This window comes from Pseudomonas sp. JR33AA (assembly GCF_021378985.1).
GTDB lineage: Bacteria > Pseudomonadota > Gammaproteobacteria > Pseudomonadales > Pseudomonadaceae > Aquipseudomonas > Aquipseudomonas alloputida.
In genome coordinates, this window is record NZ_JAJSAW010000012.1 from 64409 (window position 1) to 86344 (window position 21936).

Sequence of the window (21936 nt, forward strand, 5' to 3'; positions counted from 1 at the left end):
CAGCAATGGTGAGCAGTTTTCGTGTGCAACAAGCCGCACGTGAGATCCGGGCGGGCGCGGTGATCGCCTACCCGACGGAAGCGGTCTGGGGCCTGGGCTGCGACCCATGGAACGAGGACGCGGTGTATCGCCTGCTGGCGCTGAAGTCGCGTCCTGTGGATAAAGGGCTGATTCTGGTCGCTGACAATATCCGTCAGTTCGACTTCCTGTTCGAGGACTTCCCCGAGGACTGGATCGACCGCATGGGCAGCACCTGGCCGGGGCCGAACACCTGGCTGGTGCCGCACCAGGACCTGTTGCCCGAGTGGGTGACCGGGCAGCATGACACGGTGGCGCTGCGCGTCAGTGACCACCCGGTAGTGCGTGAACTGTGCGCGCTGGTGGGGCCGCTGATTTCCACCTCGTGCAACCCCGGCGGGCGCCCGGCGGCGAAGACCCGGTTGCGGGTGGAGCAATACTTCCACGGCCAGTTGGACCTGGTGCTTGGCGGCGCGCTGGGCGGGCGGAAGAACCCGAGTGTGATTCGGAATCTGGCTACTGGCGAGGTCGTTCGGCCGGGCTGATAACTATCCACAGGCCTGGCGGGCGATCTTGTGCCGCCTAGAGGTGCATGCCTCGAGGTCTGAGGCGCCTGTGAGATCGAGCGCCGCCCGCGCGGCGCTCGATTTACGCAACACCACAAAAACCAGGGCAAGCACCTACCAACCCTAACGCGTTGTTCTGCCGATCAAGGCAACAAAACAGTAGACCCGACAGTCCGCCGAGCCGACAGCTCTGCCTGCGCCTTGGCCGCCTCGCTCAGTGGATACCGCTGCTGGATATCCACAACCAGCTTCCCGCTCGCAATCATCGCAAACAGGTCATCGGCCATGGCCTGGGTGTTCTCGGCATTGTTGGCATAGGTGGCCAAGGTCGGCCGGGTGACATACAGCGAGCCCTTCTGCGCCAGGATCCCCAGGTTCACCCCGCTCACCGCACCGGAAGCGTTGCCAAAGCTCACCATCAACCCGCGTGGCTGCAGGCAGTCCAGCGAGGTGAGCCAGGTATCGGCACCCACGCCGTCATACACCACCGGGCATTTCTTGCCGTCGGTCAGTTCCAGTACCCGCTTGGCCACATCTTCGTGGCTGTAGTCGATGGTTTCCCATGCCCCCAGCGCCTTGGCCCGCTCGGCCTTCTCTGCAGAGCTCACGGTGCCGATCAGCTTGGCGCCCAGGGCTTTGGCCCATTGGCAGGCCAGCGACCCTACACCACCGGCGGCGGCATGGAACAGGATCACATCACCCGCCTTCACCTCATAGGTCTGCTTCAGCAGGTACTGTACGGTCAAACCCTTGAGCATCACCGCTGCCGCCTGCTCGAAGCTGATGTTGTCGGGCAGCTTGACCAGGTTGGCCTCCGGCAGCGTATGCACCTCGCTGTACGCGCCCAGCGGGCCACCGGCATGGGCCACGCGGTCACCCACCTTCAGGCGGGTCACTCCCTCGCCCACGGCCTCTACCACCCCTGCCGCCTCGGTACCCAGACCAGAGGGCAGGGACGGCGGCGCATACAGCCCGCTTCGGAAGTAGGTGTCGATGAAGTTCAGGCCGATCGCATGGTTACGCACACGCACCTGCTGTGGCCCGGGCTGGGTGGGTTCGAATTCCACAAACTGCAGCACTTCCGGGCCGCCATGCTGGCTGAACTGGATACGCTTGGCCATCTCGCACTCCTGTAGTCGGGATCGGGAAAGGCCTTCTATCGGACGCCTTTGCTTGGTCCTCGTCAACTGCGGCGCGCGCTGGCGGTGTTATGCTACGCGGCGAATATTCTTCCCTGCCCGCTCCTGGTGACCCGATGACTAGCCGCACCGAGGCCGTGAAAGCCTACCTGCTCGACCTGCAAGACCGCATCTGCTCTGCCCTCGAAACAGAAGACGGCGGTGCCCGCTTCGTCGAGGACGCCTGGGTGCGCGAAGCCGGTGGCGGGGGCCGCACGCGGGTCATCGGTGAAGGCAACGTGATCGAAAAAGGCGGGGTCAATTTCTCCCATGTGTTTGGTGCCGGCCTGCCGCCGTCGGCCAGCGCCCACCGCCCAGAACTGGCAGGCCGTGGCTTCGAAGCCTTGGGCGTGTCGCTGGTGATACACCCGCACAACCCGCATGTGCCCACTTCCCACGCCAACGTTCGCTTCTTCATCGCCGAAAAGGAAGGTGAAGAGGCCGTATGGTGGTTCGGCGGCGGCTTTGACCTGACGCCATACTATGGCAACGAAGAAGACTGCATTCACTGGCACCGAGTGGCCGAGCAGGCGTGCGCGCCGTTTGGCGCCGATGTGTACCCACGCTATAAGGCCTGGTGCGATCGCTACTTCCACCTCAAGCACCGTGGTGAGCCACGCGGTATCGGCGGCTTGTTCTTCGATGACCTGAACGAGTGGGACTTTGACACGTGCTTCGCCTTTATCCGCGCCATTGGCGATGCCTACGTCAACGCCTACCTGCCGATCGTCCAGCGTCGCAAAGACACGCCTTACACACCGCAGCAGCGTGAGTTCCAGGAATACCGCCGTGGCCGGTACGTGGAGTTCAACCTGGTCTACGACCGTGGCACCCTGTTCGGCTTGCAGTCCGGTGGCCGCACCGAATCCATCCTCATGTCGCTGCCACCGCAGGTGCGTTGGGGCTATGACTGGAAGGCCGCGCCCGGCAGTGAAGAAGCGCGCCTGACAGAGTACTTCCTGCAGGACCGCGACTGGCTCGGCCAGTAAGCCTGTGGATAAACAAGGAGCCGTCATGGACCAGTACGTCGTTTTTGGTAACCCCATCGGCCACAGCAAGTCGCCGCTGATCCACCGCCTGTTCGCCGAGCAGACCGGTCAGGACCTGGAATATGCCACGCTGCTGGCGCCGTTGGACGAGTTCAGCGACTGCGCGCGCGGCTTCTTCAAGCAAGGCAGTGGCGGCAACGTCACCGTGCCGTTCAAGGAAGAGGCCTATCGCCTGTGCGACAGCCTGACCCCGCGTGCCCAGCGCGCTGGCGCAGTGAACACGCTGAGCAAGCTGGCTGACGGCACCCTGCAGGGCGACAACACCGACGGTGCTGGCCTGGTGCGCGACCTCACGGTGAATGCCGGGGTCGAGCTGGCTGGCAAGCGCATTCTCATCCTCGGTGCCGGTGGCGCCGTGCGCGGCGTGCTGGAGCCTATTCTGGCGCAAAAGCCGCAGTCGCTGGTGATTGCCAACCGTACCGTGGAAAAGGCCGAGCAGCTGGCGCGCGAGTTCGATGAACTGGGGCCGGTGGTGGCCAGCGGGTTTGCCTGGTTGCAGGAACCTGTGGATGTGATCATCAACGCCACCTCGGCGAGCCTGGCAGGGGAATTGCCACCGATTGCCGACAGCCTGGTCGAGGCGGGCCGTACGGTTTGCTACGACATGATGTATGGCAAGGAGCCGACGCCGTTTTGCCAGTGGGCTACCAAGCTGGGGGCTGCCAAGGTACTGGATGGGTTGGGGATGCTGGCTGAGCAGGCGGCTGAAGCCTTCTTCATCTGGCGTGGCGTGAGGCCGGATACGGCGCCGGTGTTGGCCGAGCTGCGCCGGCAACTCGCTCGGGGCTGAGATTGCCGGGGCCGCTTTGCGGCCCTATCGCGACGCAAGGCCGCTCCCACAAAGGACGTCGCACGCCGATCCTCTGTGTGAGCGGCCTTGTGTCGCAATGGGCTGCAAAGCAGCCCCAGGATCTTATCCTCATTCCTCAAACCGGATCGGGCACAACTCCACCCCTTCCAGCTTCTGCAATTCCTCGATCACTTGGGGTCTGGCCCGGTGCAAGGTCAAACTCCCCCCCAATCGCCGTAACCGCCGCGCCTCACGGTGCAACATATCCACACCCGAGTAATCGATAAAATTCACCTGCCGGGCATCGATCACTACATGTGGCCCTTGGCAGCGCTGCAGGCGCACCTGCAGGTAATGCGCCGCACCAAAGAAAATCGACCCACCTACCCGCAATACATCCGCGTCCCCTTCACGGCTTTGTTGAATCCGTGGTCGTGAGGTGCGCTTCAAATAGAAGAACAGCGAAGCCAGCACGCCGGCATAGATGGCCGTCTGCAGCTCCAGCAGCAATGTCGCTGCAGCCGTCAGCGCCATCACCAGAAACTCCGAGCGGCTGACCCGGAACAATGCACGGATCCCTCGGTGGTCCACCAACCCCCAGCAGATCAGCAGAATGCTGCCGGCCATGGCTGGTATCGGCAGATGCGCGATCAGGCCGGCGCCGGTCACCGCGAACAACGCCACCCACAGCGCTGAAAACACCCCGGCCATGGGTGACCGGGCGCCCGCCTCGTAGCTCAGGCCCGAGCGGGTAAAGGAACCGGCAGACAAGTAGCCAGAGAAAAATGCACCGGCAATATTCGACAGGCCCTGTGCGCGTATTTCCTGGTCTGGGTCAATCAGTTGTTCTGAACGTGCCGACAACGAGCGAGCAATCGACAGGCTGGTGACCAACCCCAGCATGCCTACCGCCACGGCACTGGGCAGCAGATGCAGCATCAGCTCCACGTCCAGCAAAGGCAGCGGGCTGAAAGGCGGGAGTTGCCCGGTGAACGCTGCCACTCGCGGCACATGGCCAAAGAAGCCCGGCAACAGCCAGGCCAGCAAGCTGACCAGGATCAGGCTTATCAACAGGCTCGGCCAGCGTGGGCGCCAGAGCCTGAAGGCCACGCCGATCACTACGGTGGCCAGGCCCAGCAGCAAGGAAGGCAGGTCGACCTCGCCTGCATGGCTGGCCAGGTCCTGCACGGTCTTCAGCGCTGTCGCCTGGCTGGGCAGGGCCATGCCCAGCAGGTTGGGTAGCTGGCCCAAGGCAATGACGATGGCGGCACCCAACGTGAAACCGAGCACTACTGAATGAGAGACGAAGTTGACCAGTGCGCCAAAGCGCAAAAGCCCGAGCAGCAGCTGGAAAATGCCGCCGAGGAAGGTGAGTAGCAACACCAGCGTGATGTAGTCAGCGCTACCGGCCACGGCCAGTGGGCTGATACTGGCGTAGAGCACGATGGAGATGGCGGCGGTCGGGCCGCAGATCAGGTGCCAGGAAGAGCCCCACAGGCAGGCGATCAGTACCGGCACGATGGCGGCGTAAAGCCCGTATTCGGCGGGCAGGCCGGCAATCAGGGCGTAGGCGATAGATTGCGGCAGGGCGAGGATGGCGCCGCTCAGGCCTACCAGCAGGTCCTGGCGCAGGCTGCGGCCCGATTGGCGGGGAAGCCAGTTGAGAAAGGGCAGCAGGTGGATGATGCGATGCATGAGATATTCACATTTCCGAAGGTCCACTGTCCCCTTGTAGGAGTGGGTTTACCCGCGAATACGGCGGTACATTCACTGTAGCATTCGCGGGTAAACCCGCTCCTACAAGCGGCGCGTCGTGTCTGAGATTACAGTTTGGCTTTGACGGCCTCCATGGCATCTTCATCGGCCTTGGTGGTAACCCCGGCCAACCACCCCTCCAACCGTTCAGGATGCGCTTTCACCCAGGCCTTGGCCGCTTCATCGAAGCTGATCTTCTTGTCCACCACCTCTGCCATGATGCTGTTTTCCATGTCCAGTGTGAACTTGAGGTTACCTAGCAGCTTCGCCGCATTTGGGCAGGCTTGTGGATAACCCTTGCGGGTCAGCGTGTATACCTCGCCTTTGCTGCCGAACCATTTTTCCCCACCGGTCAGGTAATGCATTTTCAGTTTCACGTTCATCGGGTGCGGGGTCCAGCCAAGGAAGGTGATGAATTGCTGCTTCTTCACCGCCCGGTCGACCTGGGCCAGCATCGCCTGCTCGCTGGACTCCACCAGCTTCCACTGGCCGAGGTTGAATTCATTCTCTTCGATGATTTTCTTGAGCGACAGGTTGGCCGGGGCGCCGGAGCCGATTCCGTACAGCTTCTTGTCGAACTGCTCGGCGTGTTTTTGCAGGTCAGCGAAGTCCTTCACCCCGGCATTCCACACATAGTCGGGCACTGCGAGGGTGAATTCGGTTCCCTCCAGGTTGCGCGACAGCTGCTGCACATCGCCGTTGGTGATGAACTTGTCATGGAAGCCTTGATGTGCCGGCATCCAGTTACCGAGGAAGGCGTCGACCTGGCCATCCTTGAGGCCGCCGTAGATGATCGGTACGGCCAGGCTGTCGATCTTCACCTGGTAACCCAGGCTTTCCAGTAACAGACGTGCCACGGCATTGGTCGAGGCAATGTCACTCCAGCCGGGGTCGGCCATTTTTACGGTACTGCATTGCGCATCGTTGTCTGCGGCGTGGGCCGTGGTAGCGCCCAGGGCCAGGACGAACACGGCGGCGGAGAACTTGTGCATGGCGGCCTCTCTTCTCAATCCATGGGGGCGGGCTGTGGATAACGTGCCTTGCGCTCGAGGTCATCGAGATCGATGTGGTTGCGCATGTACTGTTGGCTGGCGTCCACCAGTGGTTGGTGATCCCAGCTTTTCAGCTTGCCGGTGGCCAGCGCTTCGGCCACCAGCCGGCGGCGGCGCTGGCTGGCCAGCACCTGCTGGCGCAGGCTGGGGATGTCCCAGCGCTGTTGGGCTTCCTCGACAAATGCCTGCAGCAGCACCTGGTGGTCCGGGCTGCCGGTGAGATTCTCCCGCTCGTGCGGGTCGCGGCTCAGGTCATAGAGTAGGCATGGGTCGTCTTCGCTGTACACGAACTTGTAGGGCCCGCGGCGGATCATCATCAGCGGGCCGACGGTGCCTTCGGCCATATACTCGCCGATCACCTCGTCGTGACCGCCCTGCCCTTGCAGGTGGCCCAGCAGTGAGCGGCCGTCCAGATGCAGGTCTTTATCCACAGCGCCGCCAGCCAATTCGACCAAGGTTGGCAACAGGTCGCAGGTCGACACTGAGGCCGTGACCCGGCCCGCTGTAAAGTGCTTCGGCGCATGGATCAGCAGCGGCACCCGCGCCGACATTTCGAACCAGTGCATTTTGTACCAGAGGCCACGCTCGCCAAGCATGTCGCCGTGGTCGCCGGAAAACACGATCAGTGTGTCATCGGCCAGGTTGCATTCCTCCAGGGTCTGCAGCAATTGGCCGATGTTGTCATCGATATAGCTGCAGGCGCCGAAGTAGGCGCGGCGGGCGTCGCGAATCTTGTCCACAGGCAGTGGCTTGTTCCACAGGTCGTAGACTTTCAGCAGGCGCTGCGAGTGCGGGTCGAGTTCTGCCTGGCTGAACTCGGCGCGGGGCATGGGGATATCCACACCTTCGTAGCGGTCCCAGTAGCGCCTGGGGATGGTGTACGGGTCGTGCGGGTGCGTCATCGAAACGGTAAGGCAAAAGGGCCGGCCATCGTTTTCGCGCACATGGTCGTACAGGTACTGGCGCGCCTTGAACACCACCTCCTCGTCGAAATCCAGCTGATTGGTGCGCACGCACGGACCGGCCTGCAGCACCGAGGACATGTTGTGGTACCAGCTTGGGCGCACATCGGGTTCGTCCCAGTTCACCGCCCAACCGTAGTCGGCCGGGTAGATGTCGCTGGTCAGGCGTTCTTCATAGCCGTGCAACTGGTCCGGACCGCAGAAGTGCATCTTGCCAGACAGCGCGGTGCGGTAGCCCAGGCGACGCAGGTAATGGGCGTAGGTCGGCACATCGGCAGGGAAGTCGGCTGCGTTATCGTAGGCGCCAATGCGGCTGGGCAACTGACCGCTGACCAGGGTGAAGCGTGACGGCGCACACAGCGGGCTGTTGCAGTAGGCTGAGTCGAACACCACGGCTTGCTCGGCCAGGCGGCCAAGGTGGGGCATTTTGATGGGCGAAGGGCCGTAGATCGGCAGCAAGGGCGCGGCCATCTGGTCGGCCATGATGAACAGGATATTCGGACGCGTCATTGTGGCTTCCATCGTTGAGGGTTATGCGAACCGCTTGCCTACCAAGATGCGACTGTGGATAACATGGGTAAAGCCCACGCCGGGCAATGACTGGGATTAGCCAAGCTTATGTTTGACCACCTTGCCGGGTTGTCGCTGGATACCTTGCGCGTGTTCGAGGCCGCTGCGCGTTTGCGCGGCTTCACTGCGGCGGCGCTGGAGCTGGGCACCACTCAGCCGGCGGTCAGCCAGCAGGTTAAACGGCTGGAGGCGCAGCTGGGGACGCGCCTGTTCGACCGTATTTACCGGGGTATCGAACTGACCGAAGCCGGCCAGCTGTTATTCGAGCAAGTTCATCAGGGCCTGCAGGCCATGGACGATGGTATTGCCCAGGCCAGTGGCGGGGGCCAGCGCGAGGTGTTGCAGGTGGCCACTGATTTTGCCTTTGCGGCGTTCTGGCTGATGCCACGGTTGCAGCGCTTTCACGAGGCTTATCCACAGGTGGACGTAAGCCTGGTGACCGGGGAGCGCAGCCAGGGCATGTTACGCCCGGATATCGATGTGGCGGTGCTGTTTGGTGACGGGCGTTTTCATCAGGGCGAAAGTCGCTGGCTGTTCGATGAAGAGGTTTTTCCGGTATGCAGCCCTCGGCTGATTCATGGCAAACCCACGTCGGCCGTGGCTTTGCAAAGATTGCCGTTGCTGCATCTGAAGGGCGAGCAGGCCAGCCGTTGGTTTGACTGGGCGGGGGTGTTTCGTGGGTTTGGTGTGGACAGCCCACCGCCAGCGGGGCAGTTGCGGTTCGATAACTATACCTTGCTGATTCAGGCAGCGATTGCCGGGCAAGGGGTGGCGATTGGCTGGGGGCACCTGGTGGATGGGCTGGTGGAGCAAGGGTTGCTGTGCCGGCCGCTGGCGGGGAGTTTGCGTTCGCAACGCGGTTATTACGCGGTGTTGCCACCGCGCAAGCGGCGTGGGGCATTGATCGAGCGGTTCGTGAACTGGTTAGAGCAGGAGCGCAGCCTTTGAGATGTTGAGGCCGCTTTGCGGCCCATCGCGACACAAGGCCGCTCCCACAAAGGCACTGCGCACGCCGGCCCATGTGGGAGCGGCCTTGCGTCGCGATGGGCTGTGCAGCAGCCCCGGCGATCTAGTCCACGAAGTTCAGATGTTCGCCCCGGTGCAAGTCCAGCTCCAGCATGTCCACCATCCCCGCTGCGATCCTGGCCAAGCGCCGCAACGGCTCAGCCAGCCCAGACTCCAGCGTCCCTTCGGTATTGCGAAAGTGCTCCATGCCCAACCCGGCCAGTTCCTGCGGTGCATTGATCAACGTCCAGTGCAACGCACTGCGCTGCAACCCATCAACCACCTGGGCCACGCATTCCCGCTCCACATCGCTGTACTTGCTCGGCTCATCCAGCACATCGAAATCGCCCACAAGCAGCAGTCGGCGTATAGTCGTACGCGCAAGCCCTGCCACCAGCGCCTCGCTCAGGCGTGCCTGCCCCGGCAGGTCATCCGGCGCCAGCGCTGGTAACAAGGCGATCACCGCCGAGCCGCCCGCTGCGCCCTGCTCCGCCTGGTCGGCATCACCCAGCCCTCCTATCTTGAAGTGCAGGCCCGGTCGCGGCGAATGGCGGTTGAGGTCGTCGACCACGGCGGTGACTTCGTGTTGGCGCGACAGCAGCTCGACCATCAGGGCATTGCCCAGGCTGCTTTCAGGCCCGAACAGGACCAGTTTGAATACTGGGGTTTCGGCGTTTTTCACTGCATCACTCCCGTAGCAGGTAGTGATGGTTGGACCGCAATCAGGAGTTATCGTGCAGAGGATCAAGGGTTACCACGCTCATGTCTATTACGACGCAGCCACCATGGAGCAGGCCCGGGAACTGTGCGAGGAAGCGGCGCGGCTGTTCCCCGTGACCATGGGGCGCATGCACCAGAAACCGGTTGGGCCGCACCCGGACTGGAGTTGCCAGTTGGCGTTCGGGCCCGAAGTGGTGGGGGTGGTTTTGCCTTGGCTGGCGCTGTACCGCAAGGGCCTGGTGGTATTCATGCACCCGGAAACCGGGGATGAACTGGCGGATCACCGGGATCATGCGATCTGGATGGGGGCCGTGCGGCCATTGAATCTGTCGATTTTTGGGGGCTAGCCTGTGCTGGCCTCTTCGCGGGTGAACCCGCTCCTACAATGATGTCGCAGAGCCAGAGGGTGGCGTTGGCACCGTAGGAGCGGGTTTACCCGCGAAGCAGACAAGGCGATTTAGCGGCGTGCGCCACGCACCCCTTCAGCCAATGCCGAGCACAGGCTCAATACATCGGTCACCGCCTGATCGGCACTCTTGGCCTGGGCGATCTTGTCGACCAGTGCCGAGCCCACCACCACGCCATCGGCCAGGCGGGCAATATTCGCAGCCTGTTCCGGCGTGCGAATGCCGAAGCCAACGCTGATCGGCAGATCGGTATGCCGACGCAGGCGGGCAATGGCTTCGGTCACATGCTCGGTGGTCGCCGAACCGGCACCGGTCACACCAGCCACCGACACGTAGTAGACGAACCCGGAGCTGCGCTCCAGCACGCGCGGCAGGCGCGCGTCGTCGGTGGTCGGGGTGGTCAGGCGGATGAAGTCGATGCCTGCGGCCTGGGCCGGGGTAGCCAGTTCGGCGTCGTGCTCTGGCGGAAGGTCGACGATGATCAGGCCATCGACGCCCGCTGCCTTGGCTTCAGCCACGAACGTGTCCACGCCAAAACGGTGAATAGGGTTGTAGTAACCCATCAGCACGATCGGCGTGGTCTGGTTATCCACACGGAATTCGCGAACCATCTGCAGGGTCTTGGCCAAGGTCTGGCCAGCTTCAAGGGCGCGCAGGGTGGCCAGCTGGATGGCCACGCCATCGGCCATCGGGTCGGTGAACGGCATGCCCAACTCGATCACGTCGGCGCCAGCGGCCGGCAGGCCCTTGAGGATCTGCAACGAGGCGTCGTAGCCCGGGTCGCCAGCTGTGACGAAGGTGACCAGTGCCGAGCGGCCTTCGGCCTTCAGCTCGGCGAAGCGTTGTTCAAGACGGCTCATGCCTGTTTCTCCTGGGCGGCCATGTGGTTCATGACGGTTTGCATGTCTTTGTCGCCGCGGCCCGACAGGCACACGACCATCAGGTGGTCCTTGGGCAGCTTCGGTGCGCGCTTGATCGCTTCGGCCAAGGCGTGGGAGCTTTCCAGGGCTGGAATGATGCCTTCCAGACGGCAGGTTGCGTGGAACGCATCCAATGCTTCGTCGTCGGTGATGCTGACGTACTCGACGCGCTTCACTTCATGCAGATAGGCGTGCTCCGGGCCGATGCCCGGGTAGTCCAGGCCTGCGGAAATCGAGTGGGCATCGGTGATCTGGCCGTCCTGGTCCTGCAACAGGTAGGTGCGGTTGCCGTGCAACACGCCCGGTACGCCGCCGTTCAGGCTGGCGGCGTGCTTGTCGGTGTGTACGCCGTGGCCACCGGCTTCAACGCCGATGATCTGCACGCTTGGCTCTTCGAGGAATTCATGGAACAGGCCCATGGCATTGGAGCCGCCGCCGACGCAGGCAACCAGGCTGTCTGGCAGACGGCCTTCCTTCTCTTGCAACTGGGCACGGGTCTCTTTACCGATGATCGACTGGAAATCGCGGACCATGGCGGGGTACGGGTGTGGGCCAGCCACGGTGCCGATCAGGTAGAAGGTGTCTTCGACGTTGGTAACCCAATCACGCAGGGCTTCGTTCATGGCGTCCTTCAGGGTGCCGGTGCCGGCGGTAACCGGTACGATCTCGGCGCCCAGCAGCTTCATGCGGAACACGTTCGCCTGCTGGCGCTCGATGTCGGTGGCGCCCATGTAGATCACGCAAGGCAGGCCGAAGCGCGCGGCGACAGTGGCGGTGGCGACACCGTGCATGCCGGCGCCGGTTTCGGCGATCAGGCGCTTCTTGCCCATGCGCTTGGCCAGCAGCACCTGGCCGATGCAGTTGTTCACCTTGTGCGCGCCGGTATGGTTGAGCTCTTCACGCTTGAAGAAAATCTTCGCCCCGCCGCAATGCTCGGTCAGGCGCTCGGCGAAGTACAGCGGGTTGGGGCGGCCGATGTAGTCGCGCTGAAAGTAAGCCAGCTCTTCAAGGAACTTGGGGTCTGCCTTGGCCGCTTCGTATTCGCGGGCCAGGTCCAGCACCAGTGGCATCAGGGTTTCGGCCACGTAGCGGCCGCCGAACGAGCCAAACAGGCCATTGGCGTCGGGGCCGGGGCGGTATTGGGACTGGGTCATGGGGCGCTCCAAGGCGTAGTGAATGAGTGATGGGCTTTACTCTAACCACGGCAAGCTCGGCTGAAAACCGATAAGATTGCGTAAACTTGTCAGAAAAACTCACAGGTAAAATGGCCCACGACCTCCCACCCCTCAATGCCCTGCGCGCCTTCGAGGCTACAGCCAGGCTCAACAGCGTCAGCCAGGCGGCGGAAGCGCTGCACGTCACCCACGGTGCTGTCAGCCGGCAGATCAAGGTGCTTGAGGAGCATCTGGGCGTAGCCCTGTTCGTCAAGGACGGGCGTGGCATCAAACTCACAGATGCCGGTGTGCGTCTGCGCGATGCCAGCGGTGAGGCCTTCGACCGGCTGCGCAGCGTTTGTTCCGAGCTCAGCCGTGATGTGAGCGAGGCGCCATTCGTGCTGGGCTGCTCCGGTAGCCTGCTGGCGCGGTGGTTTATCCCACGGCTGGGCCGGTTACAGGCGGATTTGCCTGAGCTGCGCTTGCACTTGTCGGCGGGTGAGGGTGACCTTGACCCGCGGCGGCCGGGGCTGGATGCGTTGCTGGTGTATGCCGAGCCTCCGTGGCCGGCGGACATGCAGGTGCATGTGCTGGCCGAGGAATGCATCGGGCCGGTGCTTAGCCCACATTTCGCGGGTTTCCAGCGCTTGCAGGGGGCGCCCGCCAAGGCACTGTTGGGCGAAGCCTTGCTGCACACCACTTCACGCCCGCAAGCCTGGCCGACCTGGGCGGTGCAACAGGGCCTGGACCCGGCGGCCATTCACTATGGCCAGGCTTTCGAGCACCTGTATTACTTGCTGGAAGCTGCCGTGGCCGGATTGGGCGTGGCGATTGCACCGCAGCCACTGGTCGCCGATGACCTGCGGGCGGGCCGTTTGAGTGCGCCTTGGGGCTTTTCACCTACCCAGGCGGCGCTGGCATTGTGGGTGCCACGGCGCGCCGCAGACGGGCGCGCCGAGCAGTTGGCGCAGTGGTTAAGAGCGGAACTTGCGCGGCAAAGCGCTTAGTTTCGCTTGCATAGCAGGTAGGCCGCCAGCAGGCCCAGCGCACCAATGGCCACACCGGCGGTGGTGTAGGGGTGTTCCTGGGCGTAGTCCCGGGTGGCTAAGCCGGTCTGGCGGGTGCGCTGCTTCACTTCCTCGTACGCATCGCTCAGTAGGCTGCGCGAGTGACGCAGTGCGCTTTCAGCGTTGCTGCGGATTGCCTTCACCGACTTCTGGGACTCTTCCGACGCATCATGCTTGAGGTTTTCCAAGCTTTTCAGAAGGCTCTCGATCTCCGCTTCCATGCTTTCCAGGGACGTTTTACGCAGCGAGTTGCGGTGCATGTTGACTCTCCTTTGCAGTATGGGCTGTAAGACTTGCGACCCTTGGGCTACGTGAAAGTGCGATCGAACTTTCGCTGACAGTGGCCGCTCGCAGGTAAACCAGGCCTGCGCTGCTAGGCTGAATCTCACTGTCACCCATGGAGAGCACTCATGACCGATCATCACACCTACAAGAAAATCGAACTGGTCGGGTCTTCGCCCACCAGTATCGAAGAGGCGATCAACAATGCGTTGGCCGAAGCCGGTAAAAGCATCAAGCACCTGGAATGGTTCGAAGTGATCGATACCCGCGGCCATATCCGCGACAACAAAGCAGCGCACTTCCAGGTCACGCTGAAGGTCGGCTTCCGTATCGCCAATAGCTGAAACAACGTCGGGCTGGATGATCCCGGCGTGATGAGGTATTCAGAAAATGGGCGCCTTGGTGGGGCCCCTTCTGATTTCATCTGCACAAGGAACGCGAGTGATGAACAAACTGATTCTTGCGCTGGGCCTGATGACCTTGGCCGGTGGTGCGCTGGCAGCGGGCAAGCCGTGCGAGGAGCTGAAGGCAGAAATTGCGGCCAAGCTGGATGCAAAAGGGGTTACTGGCTACACGCTGGAGATCGTCGACAAGGGCGAGCCGGCCGGCAAGGTGATTGGTAGCTGCGAGGCGGGTACCAAAGAGATTGTGTACCGCCGCGGTTGATGCGTTTGCTTTTTCGCGAGCTCGCCCGCTCCCACAGTCCTGTGGAAGCGGGCGAGTCCGCGAAGAAGGTCACTCAGTCTTGAGGGCCTGCGCCAGCAGTTCATAGGATCGGATCCGGTCCGCATGCTCATACAGGTCACAGGTAAAGATCAGCTCGTCCGCCCCGGTCTGCTCCAGCAGCACCTCCACCTTGGCCCTTACCTTCTGCGGGCTGCCGATCATGGCCAGCCCCAGGAAGCTGGCCACCGTTTCCCGCTCATGGGGCAACCACAGCCCATCCATGCTTTCCACGGGGGGCTTCTGCATCAGGCTCTGGCCGCGAATCAGCGCCAGAATGCGCTGGTAGACCGAGGTGGCCAGGTATTCGGCCTTCTCGTCGGTCTGCGCCACCACCATGGGGATGCCCAGCATCACATAGGGCTTGTCCAGCGTGGTCGATGGCCTGAAGTGGTTGCGGTACACGCGAATGGCCTCGTGCATGTAGCGTGGCGCGAAATGCGAGGCGAAGGCGTAGGGCATGCCGCGCATGCCCGCCAGCTGGGCACTGAACAAACTGGACCCCAGCAACCACATCGGTACGTCGGTGTCGTGCCCCGGTACGGCGATCACTTTTTGATCATCAGTGCGTGGCCCGAGGTAGCGCGAAAGCTCCTCGACATCGTCCGGGAAGTCGTCCGGGCCGCCAGCGCGGTCGCGTCGCAGGGCATAGGCCGTCATCTGGTCCGACCCCGGCGCACGGCCCAGGCCAAGGTCGATACGCCCCGGATACAGGCTGGCCAAGGTGCCGAACTGCTCGGCGATCACCAGTGGCGCATGGTTGGGCAGCATCACCCCGCCAGAGCCCACGCGAATGCGTGAGGTCCCACCGGCCAGGTAGCCGATCAGCACCGCAGTCGCCGAACTGGCGATGCCGTCCATGTTGTGGTGCTCGGCCACCCAGAAGCGGTTATAGCCAAAGCGCTCGACATGCTGCGCCAGGTCCAGCGAGTTGCGCAGCGATTGCGCGGGGCCAGCGTCGGCGCGTACGGGCACCAGGTCCAGGGTGGAAATCTTCAGGTCACGCAACGGCGTCATGGAGCCTCCGCAAGAGTGATTGGCCAGAGGCCGTTTTGATTCTGTATGGGCGCATTCGTTGGATTCAATGCCTGTAATCATATTGCGCTGAACTTGCGGCAGGTGGCAGGCCTCTGAACCGTAGGTAAGCAACCCAGTGACCAGGAGGCATCATGAAAAAGACAGCATCGGCGATCTGGCAAGGTGGCCTGAAGGATGGAAAAGGCCTGCTTTCTACCGAAAGCGGTGCACTCAAACAGAACCCTTATGGCTTCAACACACGGTTCGAGGGCACGCCCGGTACCAATCCCGAAGAACTGATCGGCGCGGCCCATGCCGGTTGTTTCTCGATGGCGCTATCCATGATGCTCGGCGAGGCGGGGCTTACTGCAGAGCGGATCGACACGGCTGCAGAGGTGACGCTCGACAAGCAGGCTGACGGTTTTGCCATTACCGCTGTACATTTGGTGCTCAGGGCCAAGGTGCCGGGGGCCAGCGAGGCTCAATTCCTGGAGATTGCCAACAAGGCGAAGGAAGGCTGCCCGGTGTCCAAGGTTTTGAATGCGAAGATCAGCCTGGATGCGGCGTTGGTGGGGTGAGACGGTGCAACGGTGGTGGTTTGCTGTAGTCTAAAGAACGTCGGCAGCGCCACTGCCCTTTCCAGGAGCCGTTCCATGATTCGCGTAGCTATCGCTGTGTTGGCTTCCCTTGTCGCCACGTCTGCGCTGGCGGCCGTCAAGCCTTGCGAGGAGCTGAAAACCGAGATCGAGGCCAAGATCCAGGCCCAAGGGGTTTCTTCCTATACGCTGGAGATCGTGCCCAACAGCGAGGTCAAGGACCAGAACATGGTCGTCGGGACCTGCGATGGCGGGACGAAGAAGATCATCTATCAGAAGAATGATCGATAAGCACCAAGGCCCGGGGCTGCAAGACAGCCCCACATTCACGGTATGCAGAACACTTCGCTAGGCTTGTTCACCACCACCTTGCGGTTGGCGTCATACAGCAGCACCTGCGGCTCCATTACCGGTGCCCGCGCTTCCAGGCGATAGCGTTCGCCGGCCTTGAAGTTGTCAAAGCGTACGGTCAGGTAACAGGTTCGGTCCCTGGGCTCTGACATGATGCCGCCCGAGTAGATTTCATAATCGAAGCGCACCACCAGTTCGTGCTTGCCCGGTGTCACCTGAAAATATCGGCCATCGTCCAGGCGCTTGCCGTCGAGGCGGTCGGCCATGATCACCCGGCCGGGCGTCATGGTGTACAGATCGACCCAGGCCTGCTTAGGGTCGACGGGCGGCAAGGGGCTGGCGCAAGCCCCCAGTGCACTGAGGGCGATCAGCATCATGGGCTGGCGCATGGCAAAACTCCCACTTGCGATTTACAAGTAACAAGCATAGCGCCGTTTGTGCCGTTCAGGTGCGCTGGCAACCCGCCGGCAGCCCTTGACCCAGCAGTTTTTGCTGGTGGTCATAGAGTTTGATCCAGGGGCGGAAGCCAATGCTGCCGGCCTGCAGTTGATAACGCTGCCCGGCGCTGAAGTCCTTGAAGGTCAGCTTGACCTGGCAATCGCGCCACAATGGCTCATCGACGGGGCCGATATTGCTGGGGTTAACCGGAAACTGATAACGCACGGTCAGTTCGTGGCTGCCGGGTTGAACCTCGAAATAGCGGCTGTCAGCCCAGTCACGTTCATCTACCTGCACGGCGTCCAGCGACGTATTGTCGTAGCGGGTGAGATCGATCCAGGCCTGGTTCGGGTCTGGGTCTGGCAATGTTGAACAGGCAGAGACCAACAACAATGAGCCGGCGACCAACAATGCACGCATGGCGAAACTCCCCCTTGGCGAGATAGTCTTGGAGCGAAATGGTCTTGAGCGAGTCAGACAGTCCCGGATGCTTCGACTTTTTCTTATGCAGCGCTCAGGCCCTGGGGCACTCGACCGCATTTTCACCCGTTTGGTTCCGCTGCTTGCGGCGCTTCTGCTGAACGGTTGCAGCAATGCCGCCTATTACGGGCAACTGGCGCAGGGCCAGTGGCAGTTGCTGCGGGCGCGGCAGCCTGTAGAGCAGGTATTGGCCGACCCTGCTACCCCTGCACCGTTGCGCGCGCACCTGCAACAGGCCGAACAGGCGCGGCTGTTTGCCAGCCAGCAATTGAAACTGCCAGACAACCGCAGCTACCGGGTTTACGCCGACCTAGGACGCCCCTATGTGGTGTGGAATGTGTTCGCCACGCCCGAGTTGTCGTTGCAACCGGTAACGCACTGCTTCCCGATTGCCGGGTGCGTGGCGTACCGCGGCTACTACCAGCAAGGCGCGGCGCGAGGCGCGGCGGCGTTGATGCGTCAGGATGGCCTGGATGTGTACGTGGGCGGCGTGGAAGCCTATTCGACCCTGGGTTGGTTCGATGACCCGATTTTGTCGTCGATGGTGGGCTGGGGCGATGAGCGCCTGGCTACGTTGATTTTTCATGAACTGGCCCACCAGCGCTTCTATGTGCAGGACGATACCGAGTTCAATGAATCGTTTGCCTCGTTCGTCGAGCAGGAAGGCACGCGGCAATGGCGGGCGGCGCGTGGGCTGGCGGCGGTTGGCGGGGATCCGGGAAAGCAGCGCGACCAGTTTACCCGCCTGGTGTTGGCCAGCCGTGAGCGATTGCAGGCGATTTATGCGGGGCCGTTGGATGATGCGCACAAGCGCCGGGCCAAGCAGGCCGAGTTTGAGCGTTTGAGGCGTGAATACCGGCAGCTGCGTGATGGCCAGTGGGGCGGTGACAAGCGCTATGACGCCTGGATGTATGGGCCGATGAACAATGCAAAGTTGTTGCCGTTCGGGCTATATGACCAGTGGGTGCCGGCGTTTGCCGCGCTATTCCATGAGGTTGATGGTGACTGGGCCCGGTTTTATGAGCGAGTTGAGCAATTGGGGCGTTTGCCGATTGATGAGAGAAAGGCAGCGCTACAGGGGTTGATGGCAGGCCGGTAAGATCCAGGAGGCCGCAAAGCAGAGCCCCCAGGGCCGTCACGCCTTGAGGAATGCCTGATGCATCTCAGCCAAGGTGGCAAAGTGGAAGGCAGGCTCCTCTGCCATCAACTCCTCCCTGCTGCCAAACCCGTACCCCACCGCAACTGCCTGCAACCCGTTGCTGCGCGCGCCGATCAGGTCATGCTTGCGGTCACCGATCATCAGTGTCTGTGCAGGGTCCAGCCCTTCTTCATCCAGTAAATGGCGAATCAGTTCGACCTTGTTGGTGCGCGTGCCGTCCAGTTCACTGCCGTAAATCACCTTGAAGTGATGATCGAAGGCGAAGTGCCTGGCGATTTCGCGGGCGAACTCCCACGGTTTGGAGGTGGCAATGTACAGCGTGCGGCCCTGCCCGTTCAGGGCTTCGAGCAATTCGGGTACGCCGGCGAACACCAGGTTTTCGTATAGACCGGTCACGCGGAAACGCTCCCGGTAGAAGTTCACCGCATCCCAGGCCTTGGCTTCGTCGAAGCGGTAGAACTGCATGAAAGCCTGCAGCAGGGGTGGGCCGATGAAGTGTTCGAGGCGGGCCAGGTCCGGTTCGTCGATGCCCAGCTTGGCTAGGGCGTACTGGATCGAGCGGGTGATGCCCAGACGTGGGTCGGTCAGGGTGCCGTCGAGGTCGAAGAGGATGTTTTGCTGGTGCATGTACAGGGTTCCACTTGAGTGCTGCATGGCCATCTCGCGGGCGTGCCCGCGAATGCGGTCATTCAGGTTGATCGTAGCCTTCGGCCAGGTGCTGGTCCTTGAGCTTCACGTAGTTGCCGGCGCTGTAGGAGAAAAATGCGCGCTCCTTGTCGTTCAGCAGCCGGGCCTGTTTCACCGGGCTGCCCATGTACAGGTAGCCACTGACCAGGCGTTTGCCCGGCGGCACCAGGCTGCCGGCGCCGATGATCACTTCGTCCTCGACGATGGCACCATCCATGATGGTGCTGCCCATACCCACCAGGATGCGGTTGCCCAGGGTGCAGCCATGCAGCATCACCTTGTGCCCGATGGTCACTTCGTCGCCGATGATCAGCGGGAAACCGTCCGGGTTGAAAGGCCCGGCGTGGGTAATGTGCAGCACACTGCCGTCCTGCACGCTGGTGCGCGCGCCAATGCGGATGCGGTGCATGTCGCCGCGCACCACGGTCAACGGCCAGACCGAACTGTCTTCACCGATCTCAACGTCGCCCAGCACCACCGCCGAACGGTCGACGAAGGCCCTGGGCCCAACTATCGGAGTGTGTTGCTGGAAGCTGCGAATGGCCATGATAGCGTCTCTCATCTGTGCCGATAGGCAGGCTGCCTGCTGCGGTCGGCGTCGATTGTAATTAAGATGGGGCAGTGTTTCTTCTGCCAAGGTATCCAAACCGTGACTGCGAACAACCCGCTTCTGCAATCCCACGATCTGCCGCCCTTCTCGCAAATTCGTGCCGAACACGTGTTGCCGGCGATCGAAGCGATCCTGGCCGACAACCGTAAAGCCATTGCCGAGATCCTCGAAAAGCAGGGCAGGAACCCTACCTGGGCCGGCCTGGTGCTGGCCATGGACGAACTGAACGACCGCCTGGGCGCCGCCTGGAGCCCGGTCAGCCACCTCAATGCAGTGTGCAACAGTGCCGAGCTGCGTGAGGCCTACGAGTCATGCCTGCCAGCCCTGAGCGCCTACTCTACCGAACTGGGCCAGAACCGCGCGCTGTTCGAAGCCTACCAGGCGCTGATCAACAGCCCTGAGGCTGCCGGCTTCGACGTGGCGCAGAAGACTATCCTCGAGCACGCCCTGCGTGACTTCCGCCTGTCGGGTATCGACCTGCCGGCGGACAAGCAGCAGCGTTACGCCGAAGTGCAGAGCAAGCTCAGCGAGCTGGGTAGCCGTTTCTCCAATCAGCTGCTCGACGCCACCCAGGCATGGACCAAGCATGTTACCGACGAAGCTGCGCTGGCCGGCCTGACCGATTCGGCCAAGGCGCAGATGGCCGCTGCAGCCCAGGCCAAGGGCCTGGACGGCTGGCTGATCACCCTCGAGTTTCCCAGTTACTACGCGGTGATGACCTACGCCAGCGACCGCGCCCTGCGCGAAGAGCTATACGCCGCCTACTGCACCCGCGCCTCCGACCAGGGCCCGAATGCCGGCCAGTTCGACAATGGCCCGGTGATGCGCGAAATCCTAGACCTGCGCCAGGAACTGGCCGAACTGCTGGGCTACAAGAACTACGCCGAGCTGAGCCTGGCCACCAAGATGGCCGAGTCCAGCGACCAGGTGCTGAGCTTCCTGCGGGACCTGGCCAAACGTTCCAAGCCGTTCGCTGCCCAGGACCTGCAACAGCTCAAGGCCTACGCTGCCGAACAAGGCTGCCCCGAGCTGGCCAGCTGGGATGCCGGCTACTTTGGCGAGAAGCTGCGCGAGCAGCGCTACAGCGTGTCGCAGGAAGCCCTGCGCGCCTACTTCCCGATCGACAAGGTGCTGGGCGGCCTGTTCAGCATCGTGCAGCGCCTGTACGGCATCGAAATCGCCGAACTCAAGGGTTTCGACAGCTGGCACCCGGACGTACGCCTGTTCGAGATCAAGGAAAATGGTCAGCACGTTGGCCGTTTCTTCTTTGACCTGTACGCCCGCGCCAACAAGCGTGGCGGCGCCTGGATGGACGGCGCCCGTGACCGTCGCCGCACTGCCGGCGGCCAGCTGCAGAGCCCGGTGGCCAACCTGGTGTGCAACTTCACCCCGGCCGCGCCCGGCAAGCCCGCGTTGCTGACCCATGATGAAGTCACCACCCTGTTCCACGAATTCGGTCACGGCCTGCACCACATGCTGACCCGCATCGAGCATGCCGGCGTCTCCGGCATCAACGGCGTGGCCTGGGATGCGGTCGAGCTGCCAAGCCAGTTCATGGAAAACTGGTGCTGGGAGCCGGAAGGCCTGGCACTGATTTCCGGCCATTACGAAACCGGCGCCGCCCTGCCCCAGGACCTGCTGGACAAGATGCTGGCCGCGAAAAATTTCCAGTCGGGCATGATGATGGTGCGCCAGCTGGAGTTCTCGCTGTTCGATTTCGAGCTGCACGCCAGCCATGGCGACGGCCGCAGCGTACTGCAAGTGCTCGAAGGTGTGCGTGACGAGGTCTCGGTCATGCGCCCGCCGGCTTACAACCGCTTCCCCAACAGCTTTGCGCACATTTTCGCGGGCGGTTACGCGGCGGGCTACTACAGCTACAAGTGGGCCGAAGTGCTGTCGGCTGACGCCTTCTCGCGCTTTGAGGAAGAAGGTGTGCTGAACGCCGAGACTGGCCGCGCCTTCCGCGAGGCGATCCTGGCCCGTGGTGGTTCACGCGAGCCGATGGAGCTATTCGTCGACTTCCGGGGCCGTGAGCCTTCCATCGATGCATTGCTGCGCCACAGTGGTCTTACCGAGGACGCTGCGGCATGAGTGAGGTAGCTGTGAACAAGACCAAAAAGCGCTTCATTGCCGGAGCCGTGTGCCCGGCGTGCAGCGAGCCCGACAAGCTGATGATGTGGAACGAAGACGGCATGCCGCACCGTGAGTGTGTGGCTTGCGGCTTTACCGACACCCTCAACGAGCAGGGCTTGTCGGTGCCGAAGGAACTGGGCACCCGGGTCAACCATCTGGCGCCGAAAGCCGCGCCGGCCAAGGTGCAGACCGTGCAGTTCTTCCCAAATCCGAAGCTGAAAAAGCCGGCTGAGTAATCCGGTCATGC

At 62.4% G+C, this 21936-nt stretch carries 26 protein-coding genes; 13 read left to right on the top strand and 13 right to left on the bottom strand.

Features of this window, described 5'->3' with window-relative positions; genetic code table 11:
* The first annotated feature begins 5 nt into the window (after positions 1-5).
* Positions 6-563, top strand: coding sequence for an L-threonylcarbamoyladenylate synthase (locus tag LVS58_RS18615; RefSeq protein ID WP_015268440.1), 558 nt, complete (start codon positions 6-8; stop codon positions 561-563).
* A 164-nt stretch (positions 564-727) separates the two neighbouring features.
* On the opposite strand, the gene LVS58_RS18620 is transcribed toward LVS58_RS18615, so the two are convergent.
* The gene (locus LVS58_RS18620) at positions 728-1705 is read right to left on the bottom strand and encodes an NADPH:quinone reductase (protein WP_233692261.1); all 978 of its coding nucleotides are present in this window, start codon (positions 1703-1705) and stop codon (positions 728-730) included.
* 134 nt (positions 1706-1839) lie between these two features.
* On the opposite strand from LVS58_RS18620, the gene hemF reads away from it, so the two are divergent.
* Positions 1840-2751 (top strand): oxygen-dependent coproporphyrinogen oxidase, encoded by a 912-nt coding sequence (gene hemF / locus LVS58_RS18625; protein ID WP_233692262.1) that lies wholly within the window; start codon positions 1840-1842, stop codon positions 2749-2751.
* A gap of 25 nt (positions 2752-2776) precedes the next feature.
* Positions 2777-3601 (top strand): shikimate dehydrogenase, encoded by an 825-nt coding sequence (aroE, locus tag LVS58_RS18630; RefSeq protein ID WP_233692263.1) that lies wholly within the window; start codon positions 2777-2779, stop codon positions 3599-3601.
* Positions 3602-3730: 129 nt separating this feature from the next.
* On the opposite strand, the gene LVS58_RS18635 is transcribed toward aroE, so the two are convergent.
* The 3 genes from LVS58_RS18635 to betC form a co-directional block, all read right to left on the bottom strand.
* Positions 3731-5296 (bottom strand): SulP family inorganic anion transporter, encoded by a 1566-nt coding sequence (locus LVS58_RS18635; protein ID WP_233692264.1) that lies wholly within the window; start codon positions 5294-5296, stop codon positions 3731-3733.
* Between the two features lie 128 nt (positions 5297-5424).
* On the bottom strand, positions 5425-6348 hold the full coding sequence (gene choX / locus LVS58_RS18640) for a choline ABC transporter substrate-binding protein (RefSeq protein ID WP_233692265.1): 924 nt from the start codon (positions 6346-6348) through the stop codon (positions 5425-5427).
* 14 nt (positions 6349-6362) lie between these two features.
* Entirely contained in the window at positions 6363-7880 is a 1518-nt protein-coding gene (betC, locus tag LVS58_RS18645) for a choline-sulfatase (RefSeq protein ID WP_233692266.1), read from the bottom strand.
* Positions 7881-7988: 108 nt separating this feature from the next.
* On the opposite strand from betC, the gene LVS58_RS18650 reads away from it, so the two are divergent.
* Entirely contained in the window at positions 7989-8888 is a 900-nt protein-coding gene (locus LVS58_RS18650) for a choline sulfate utilization transcriptional regulator (RefSeq protein WP_233692267.1), read from the top strand.
* Between the two features lie 121 nt (positions 8889-9009).
* Here LVS58_RS18650 and LVS58_RS18655 read toward each other — a convergent pair whose 3' ends face one another.
* The gene (locus LVS58_RS18655; protein WP_233692268.1) at positions 9010-9627 is read right to left on the bottom strand and encodes an NAD(P)-dependent oxidoreductase; all 618 of its coding nucleotides are present in this window, start codon (positions 9625-9627) and stop codon (positions 9010-9012) included.
* 52 nt (positions 9628-9679) lie between these two features.
* On the opposite strand from LVS58_RS18655, the gene LVS58_RS18660 reads away from it, so the two are divergent.
* Positions 9680-10012 (top strand): DOPA 4,5-dioxygenase family protein, encoded by a 333-nt coding sequence (locus LVS58_RS18660; RefSeq protein WP_003253084.1) that lies wholly within the window; start codon positions 9680-9682, stop codon positions 10010-10012.
* A gap of 110 nt (positions 10013-10122) precedes the next feature.
* On the opposite strand, the gene trpA is transcribed toward LVS58_RS18660, so the two are convergent.
* Together trpA and trpB are read right to left on the bottom strand one after the other, a co-directional pair.
* Positions 10123-10932: a tryptophan synthase subunit alpha gene (gene trpA / locus LVS58_RS18665; RefSeq protein ID WP_011953131.1), complete on the bottom strand. Its 810-nt coding sequence runs from the start codon at positions 10930-10932 to the stop codon at positions 10123-10125.
* Positions 10929-12146, bottom strand: coding sequence for a tryptophan synthase subunit beta (gene trpB / locus LVS58_RS18670; protein ID WP_010951489.1), 1218 nt, complete (start codon positions 12144-12146; stop codon positions 10929-10931). Before trpB ends, trpA begins: the two co-directional genes overlap by 4 nt.
* Before the next feature lie 110 nt (positions 12147-12256).
* On the opposite strand from trpB, the gene LVS58_RS18675 reads away from it, so the two are divergent.
* Positions 12257-13153 (top strand): LysR family transcriptional regulator, encoded by an 897-nt coding sequence (locus tag LVS58_RS18675; protein ID WP_233692269.1) that lies wholly within the window; start codon positions 12257-12259, stop codon positions 13151-13153.
* Here the strand turns inward: LVS58_RS18675 and LVS58_RS18680 are convergent.
* Positions 13150-13473, bottom strand: coding sequence for a DUF883 family protein (locus LVS58_RS18680; protein WP_112251696.1), 324 nt, complete (start codon positions 13471-13473; stop codon positions 13150-13152). The genes LVS58_RS18675 and LVS58_RS18680 overlap by 4 nt on opposite strands.
* Positions 13474-13623: 150 nt before the next feature.
* On the opposite strand from LVS58_RS18680, the gene LVS58_RS18685 reads away from it, so the two are divergent.
* Both LVS58_RS18685 and LVS58_RS18690 read left to right on the top strand, forming a co-directional pair.
* Entirely contained in the window at positions 13624-13839 is a 216-nt protein-coding gene (locus LVS58_RS18685; protein WP_056793784.1) for a dodecin, read from the top strand.
* Between the two features lie 100 nt (positions 13840-13939).
* Positions 13940-14161 (top strand): DUF1161 domain-containing protein, encoded by a 222-nt coding sequence (locus LVS58_RS18690; protein WP_233692270.1) that lies wholly within the window; start codon positions 13940-13942, stop codon positions 14159-14161.
* 69 nt (positions 14162-14230) lie between these two features.
* Here the strand turns inward: LVS58_RS18690 and LVS58_RS18695 are convergent, their stop codons facing one another.
* Positions 14231-15235 (bottom strand): LLM class flavin-dependent oxidoreductase, encoded by a 1005-nt coding sequence (locus tag LVS58_RS18695; RefSeq protein ID WP_233692271.1) that lies wholly within the window; start codon positions 15233-15235, stop codon positions 14231-14233.
* A gap of 152 nt (positions 15236-15387) precedes the next feature.
* On the opposite strand from LVS58_RS18695, the gene LVS58_RS18700 reads away from it, so the two are divergent.
* Together LVS58_RS18700 and LVS58_RS18705 are read left to right on the top strand one after the other, a co-directional pair.
* The gene (locus LVS58_RS18700; protein WP_003253070.1) at positions 15388-15813 is read left to right on the top strand and encodes an OsmC family protein; all 426 of its coding nucleotides are present in this window, start codon (positions 15388-15390) and stop codon (positions 15811-15813) included.
* Positions 15814-15888: 75 nt separating this feature from the next.
* Positions 15889-16122 (top strand): DUF1161 domain-containing protein, encoded by a 234-nt coding sequence (locus tag LVS58_RS18705; RefSeq protein WP_003253067.1) that lies wholly within the window; start codon positions 15889-15891, stop codon positions 16120-16122.
* 35 nt (positions 16123-16157) lie between these two features.
* On the opposite strand, the gene LVS58_RS18710 is transcribed toward LVS58_RS18705, so the two are convergent.
* Positions 16158-16571, bottom strand: coding sequence for a DUF2057 domain-containing protein (locus tag LVS58_RS18710; RefSeq protein ID WP_233692272.1), 414 nt, complete (start codon positions 16569-16571; stop codon positions 16158-16160).
* Positions 16572-16626: 55 nt separating this feature from the next.
* Positions 16627-17040: a PA0061/PA0062 family lipoprotein gene (locus LVS58_RS18715; protein WP_233692273.1), complete on the bottom strand. Its 414-nt coding sequence runs from the start codon at positions 17038-17040 to the stop codon at positions 16627-16629.
* A gap of 85 nt (positions 17041-17125) precedes the next feature.
* Here LVS58_RS18715 and LVS58_RS18720 point away from each other — a divergent pair, with 85 nt between their 5' ends.
* Positions 17126-18199 carry an aminopeptidase gene (locus LVS58_RS18720; protein ID WP_233692274.1) on the top strand — a complete coding sequence of 358 codons (1074 nt, stop codon included), beginning with the start codon at positions 17126-17128 and terminating at the stop codon, positions 18197-18199.
* 36 nt (positions 18200-18235) lie between these two features.
* Here the strand turns inward: LVS58_RS18720 and LVS58_RS18725 are convergent, their stop codons facing one another.
* Positions 18236-18886: an HAD family hydrolase gene (locus tag LVS58_RS18725; protein ID WP_233692275.1), complete on the bottom strand. Its 651-nt coding sequence runs from the start codon at positions 18884-18886 to the stop codon at positions 18236-18238.
* 58 nt (positions 18887-18944) lie between these two features.
* Positions 18945-19493: a gamma carbonic anhydrase family protein gene (locus LVS58_RS18730; protein ID WP_233692276.1), complete on the bottom strand. Its 549-nt coding sequence runs from the start codon at positions 19491-19493 to the stop codon at positions 18945-18947.
* A 66-nt stretch (positions 19494-19559) separates the two neighbouring features.
* Here LVS58_RS18730 and prlC point away from each other — a divergent pair, with 66 nt between their 5' ends.
* Together prlC and LVS58_RS18740 are read left to right on the top strand one after the other, a co-directional pair.
* Complete coding sequence (gene prlC / locus LVS58_RS18735) at positions 19560-21647, top strand: oligopeptidase A (protein ID WP_233692277.1); 2088 nt, start codon at positions 19560-19562, stop codon at positions 21645-21647.
* On the top strand, positions 21644-21925 hold the full coding sequence (locus LVS58_RS18740) for a YheV family putative zinc ribbon protein (protein ID WP_233692278.1): 282 nt from the start codon (positions 21644-21646) through the stop codon (positions 21923-21925). The genes prlC and LVS58_RS18740 overlap by 4 nt, the downstream gene beginning before the upstream one ends.
* The last annotated feature ends 11 nt before the right edge of the window (positions 21926-21936 follow it).